5 protein-coding genes are annotated in these 4,831 nt (G+C 70.9%); all 5 read right to left on the bottom strand.

Annotated features, from left to right (window positions below; translation table 11 throughout):
• Nucleotides 1–481, bottom strand: a 481-nt coding sequence (locus tag AB0J09_RS56335; RefSeq protein ID WP_360710799.1) for an ABC transporter ATP-binding protein, incomplete at its 3' end; no start/stop codon positions are given.
• Nucleotides 478–1,515, bottom strand: a complete 1,038-nt coding sequence (locus AB0J09_RS56330; protein ID WP_360710796.1) for an ABC transporter substrate-binding protein — start codon at nucleotides 1,513–1,515, stop codon at nucleotides 478–480. The genes AB0J09_RS56335 and AB0J09_RS56330, both read right to left, overlap by 4 nt.
• The gene (locus AB0J09_RS56325) at nucleotides 1,512–2,567 is read right to left on the bottom strand and encodes an ABC transporter substrate-binding protein (RefSeq protein ID WP_360710793.1); all 1,056 of its coding nucleotides are present in this window, start codon (nucleotides 2,565–2,567) and stop codon (nucleotides 1,512–1,514) included. The genes AB0J09_RS56330 and AB0J09_RS56325 overlap by 4 nt, the downstream gene beginning before the upstream one ends.
• Nucleotides 2,568–2,595: 28 nt before the next feature.
• A complete protein-coding gene (locus AB0J09_RS56320; protein ID WP_360710790.1) occupies nucleotides 2,596–3,678 on the bottom strand; it encodes an FAD-dependent oxidoreductase in 1,083 nt (360 codons plus the stop codon).
• 117 nt (nucleotides 3,679–3,795) lie between these two features.
• Complete coding sequence (locus tag AB0J09_RS56315) at nucleotides 3,796–4,530, bottom strand: GntR family transcriptional regulator (RefSeq protein ID WP_360710787.1); 735 nt, start codon at nucleotides 4,528–4,530, stop codon at nucleotides 3,796–3,798.
• Nucleotides 4,531–4,831 lie beyond the last annotated feature (301 nt).

Here is a 4,831-nt window from a genome sequence, read left to right as displayed (position 1 = left end):
GGGGCCTGGCCAGCGCGGCGCGCTGCTGCTGCCCGCCGGACAGCTGCCGGGGGTGCCTGCCCGCCATGCCGTCCAGGCCGACCATCTCCAGCACCTCGGCGACCTGCTTCTTCCGCTGCGACACTCCGACCTTGCGCATGCGCAGGCCGAAGGCCACGTTGTCGGCGATCGTCATGTGCGGGAAGAGCGCGTACGACTGGAAGACCATGCCCATGGAGCGGCGGTGCGGCGGGGTGCCGGTGATGTCCGTGCCGTCCACCTCGATGACGCCGCCGTCGGCGCCCAGGTGGCCGGCGATCATGTTGAGGGTGGTGGTCTTGCCGCAGCCGGAGGGTCCGAGCAGGGTGAGGAACTCGCCCGGTTCGGTCTCCAGGTCCACGGCGGAGACCACCTCTTTGCCGCCCAGCACCTTGCGCACGCCGTCCAGGCGCAGCCGCCCGCGCCGCACGGCGGTCTCCACCGGGGCCTCGGCGATGCTCATGATCGCTCGACCTCCTTCGTCCACCGGTCGGTCCACGCCGCCCGTGAGCCGTTGACCTCGGTCCAGTCCAGCGGTTTCATCTCGGCCGCCTGCTTCGACCCGACCACCCGCGCGGCCAGTGCGGCGTCCAGCGTGGCGTCGGTGACGGTCGGCCCGTCGTAGCCCTCGGCGGCCAGCTTCTCCTGGATGCCCGGCTCGAGCAGGGCGTTGACGAACTTCTGCGCCAGCTCGGCGTGCGGCGCCTTGTTCACGACGTTCGCGGTCGCGAGCAGCGGGATGGCGCCTTCCTCCGGGTACGCGAACTTGATCGGGAACTTCTTGTCCGCCAGCGTCTCCACCCGGGACCCGCCCCAGACCGTGGCGACCGCCTGGCCCTGGAGGAAGTAGTTGGACACGTCCGCCGTGGTGTCGAAGGTGAAGGCGTTGGCCGCCACCTTCTTGACGCCCGCGAAGCCCGCCTCGACCGAGCCGCCGCCCTCGCGGGCCGCCAGCATCAGGGCGCCCACGCCGTACGTGTTGCTGATCGACGGCAGCACGACCTTGCCCTTGAGCTTCGGGTCGGCCAGGTCGGACAGCCGCTTCGGCGGCTGGAGCCCGTTCTTGGCGTACCAGTCGCTGTTGTAGGCGAGCCCGGTCGCGGTGAGGGCGAAGCCGACGCCGATGTCCTCGGGCAGTCTGGCGACCTTCTCGACCTTGTCCAGGCGGGTGACGGCCTTCGGGTCCAGCTTGGCCAGCAGTCCGGCCTGGACGGCCTGGGCCTGCGGGCCGTCGTCGATGAGCGCGACGTCGATCTGCGGCGCGTCCTTCTGCCCCTTCAGCTTGGCCACGGTGTCGGTGGAGCTGCCGGCGATGTAGGTGACCTTGCAGGAGCACGTCTTCTCGAAGCCGGGCAGCACCGCCTGCTCGAAGGCCTCCTGGTACGAGCCGCCGTACCCCGCCACCACGAGTTCGCCTTCCTTGGCGGCGGTCGGGCTTGGCGGGGCGCAGGCCGTCAGCCCGATGAGGGCCAGCGCCGCGGCGAGCAGCCTTGTCATGAGATTTCGATCTCCTTGTTCCAGCGCTCCGTCCACGCGGAACGGTTCTTGTTGATCATGGTCCAGTCGAGCTTCCGGAGCTGGCCCGCGCGGGCCTGGCCGACGACCTTCGCGGCGAGCGCGGGGTCGAGCGTGAGGCCCTTGACGGCCGGGCCGTTGAACGCCGCCTCGGCCAGCGCCTTCTGCGAGGACGGCTCGAGCAGCATGTTCACGAACTTCTGCCCCAGGTCGGCGTGCGGCGCCTTGTTCACCACGTTCACGGTGGCGATCAACGGCAGCGCGCCCTCCTCGGGGTAGACGAACGCGATCGGGAAGCCCTTACCGGCCAGCGTCTGCACCCGCGAGTTGCCCCAGATCGTGGCCACGGCCTGGCCCTGGAGGAAGTAGCTGGACACGTCGGCGGTGGTGTCGAACGTGACGGCGTTGGCGGCCACCTTCTTCACGCCCTCGAACCCCGGGTCGATGGCCGACTCCGAGCCGCCTCCGACCTTGGCCGCCATGAGCAGCGCGCCCAGCCCGTACGTCTGGGTGATGGACGGCATGACGAGCTTGCCCTTGAGCTTGGCGTCCGCCAGGTCGGCGAGGCGCTTCGGCGGCTGGAGCCCGTTCTTCTTGTAGTACTCGGTGTTGTACGCCAGGCCGGTGGCGTTCAGTGAGAAGCCGACACCGATGTCGCCGGGGAGGCGGGCGATGTCGATGACGTCGGGCAGGTTCGTGACGGCCTTCGGGTCGAGCTTGGCCAGCAGCCCGGCCTCGACCGCCTGGTTCTGCACGCCGTCGTCGATCAGGGCGACGTCGATCTGAGGGCTCGCCTGCTGGGCCTTCAGCTTGGCCACGGTGTCAGTGGAACTGCCGGCGATGTAGGTGACCTTGCAGGCGCAGGTCTTCTCGAACTCGGGGATGACGGACTTCTTGAACGCTTCCTCGTACGAGCCGCCGTACCCGGCGATGACCAGCGAGTTCTTGGCGGCGGACGGGGCCACGGGCGCGCCGCATGAAGTAAGTGCGAAAGCACCGGCGAGGAGCCCGGCGGTCAGCGATCTGGGTGTCATGGCGACCTCCGAAGGGGGCGATTCGGGGCTAGATGGTCGATATCGCGCTTAGTCGCGCCGGTCTCGACCAGGTCGGCGATGATGTCGCCGAAGACGGGGGCGAGTTTGAACCCGTGCCCGCTGAAGGCCGCGGCGAGCACGGTGCGGCCGGTCCTGCCGAGCAGGCCGTGGCCGTCGGAGGTGAGGCGTCGCAGTACGTCGCCACGCGGACCGGGTCGGGCCGCAGCCCGGGCAGCGTCCGCGCCACCGCCTCCGCGACCTGCCTGACGTAGGCGACGGGGACGCTGCGGGCCAGGTCCTCCGGCGCGCCGATCTCCCGCCAGGGGACGTGCAGGTTGACCTTGACGCCCGCGCCGTCCACCGAGGGGAAGCAGGAGTAGGCCGGCTCGCCGACGCGGATGGCGATCGGGCAGCGCCCCGGGTCGAACAGGGTCTCGTCGCGGCGCGGGAACCAGGTCGAGGTGATGGCCTTCGTGACGACGGGCACGTCGGGGAGCAGGGTCTTCGCCCACGGACCCGGGGCCAGCACGACGTGAGTGAAGCGGTGCTCACCGTCCTCGGCCACGACGGTCACGCCCGTGGCGTCCTCGCGTACCTCCTTGACCGGGGTGTAGCGGGCGACGCGCGCGCCCGCGCGCTCGGCGGCGGCCGCGGCGGCGCCCACGGCCGGCTCGGGACGCAGATAGCCGGCGTCGCGGTCGACGACCATGACCTCGCCGTCGCGCAGCGGGTGCTCGGGGACCCGCCGCCGCGCCTCCTCTCCGATCAGCACCTCGACGGGCAGGTCGTGGGCGCGGGCGGACTCCAGCACCGCCCGCACCGTGGGGTGCTCGCGCGGGCCGACCGTGACGCCGCCGACCGGGGTCAGCAGGCGGCGTCCCGCGGACCGTTCCAGCTCGGCCCACAGGTCCCGGGCCTCGCGCAGGAGCGGCACGTACGCGGGTCCCTCCTTGTAGGCGGTACGGAAGATCCGCGTCTCGCCGCCGTGGGCGCCCCGGTCGTGGCCCGGGGCGTAGGCGTCGAAGCCAACCGCGGGGATGCCGCGTCCGGCCAGGCGCCACAGGGCCATCGAGCCGACGGTGCCGGTGCCGACGACGGCGACAGAGGTCATGAGGGCCACTCCTTCGTGGGGGGTTTGAGTGTTCTCGGCGCCCGTTTTCGGCGCCTGTTTTCGGCATGGCGAGGCCGCGGCCCCGGCTCGCGGGCCCGTCTGTCCAGGGGATGGGGTTCAGCTGTGGTCGGACGAGCCGCTCAGGTCGGTCTCCACGTAGAAGCGCTCGTCCCCGGGCGGCACGATCATTTCGAGGAGCTCGGCGATCTCGCCGCGTCTGGTCCACGTCTCACGCGTCCAGCGGAAGACGGGCGTCCCGGCGGCCAGGCCGAACAGCTTCGCCTCGGGCTCTCCGAGGACGTACGGCTCCACGTACAGCCTCGCCCGCACCAGCTCGACCCCGCGGTCGCGCAGGTAGGCGTGGGTGGTGAGCGGCTCCAGCGGCTGGTCGAGCAGGTCGGGGGCCAGCCGGAAGGGCAGCACGTGCAGCTCGGTGTTCATCACGTGGCCATCGGCGCCCATTTTGTGGCGCTCCATCTGGATGACCGCCTCCTCGTCGGGGACGCCGGGCAACCGCAGCCGCGCCGCCTGCGCGGGCAGCACCTGCGCGGAGACCACCCGATGGTCCCCGTGCGTCTCCGGCCCCTGGATCAGCAGGCCGGTGAAGCGGAGGAGGTTGTGCTGGCCGACCGCCTGCGCGACGAAGCTGCCGCGCTTGCGGAAGCGGACGATGAGACCGGCGTCGGCGAGGTCACGCAGGGCTCGCTGCACGGTGATGCGCGAGACCTCGAACTCCTTGCAGAGCTCCACCTCGGTGGGGATCCGGGTGCCCGGCCCCCACTGGCCGCTGCGGATACGTGCCTCCAGCACCCTGCGGATCTGCACATGGAGCAGTAGGTCACGTTCTGACATGCCAAAATACTCGTTGCGGTCTTTAGTTATGTCAATAGGCGATTAGACATAACTTATTGGTCTCGGCCCTGGTGAAGGCGGTTCCAAGGGCTGCCGCCCGAATTTCGGTTGCCCGGCGGGAGCGGAGCCCCGAATCATGGGGGCTGTGGTGCGGCTTGCGTACGGGGTGGTGACGGGGCGCGACCAGCGGGTCTGGGACGCGCGAGGCTGTCCGCTGCCCGACGATCACGCGGAGAGAGGCGCGCCCGTCGTGCTCGGCCCCCGGCACGACGCGGCCGATCCGCGGGCCGCCGTCGCCGAG

Origin of the sequence: Nonomuraea sp. NPDC049784 (assembly GCF_040659615.1) — a bacterium.
In the GTDB taxonomy this organism is placed as follows: Bacteria; Actinomycetota; Actinomycetes; order Streptosporangiales; family Streptosporangiaceae; genus Nonomuraea.
Note: the sequence above shows the minus strand (reverse complement) of the source record. Positions and strands in the feature narration are given on the sequence as shown.

Bases quoted from the DNA above. Each gene is read 5' to 3' on its own strand.
- AB0J09_RS56325 (WP_360710793.1), bottom strand. From the start codon at position 2,567: ATGACACCCAGATCGCTGACCGCCGGGCTCCTCGCCGGTGCTTTCGCA.
- AB0J09_RS56330 (WP_360710796.1), bottom strand. From the start codon at position 1,515: ATGACAAGGCTGCTCGCCGCGGCGCTGGCCCTCATCGGGCTGACGGCC.
- AB0J09_RS56315 (WP_360710787.1), bottom strand. From the start codon at position 4,530: ATGTCAGAACGTGACCTACTGCTCCATGTGCAGATCCGCAGGGTGCTG.
- AB0J09_RS56320 (WP_360710790.1), bottom strand. From the start codon at position 3,678: ATGACCTCTGTCGCCGTCGTCGGCACCGGCACCGTCGGCTCGATGGCC.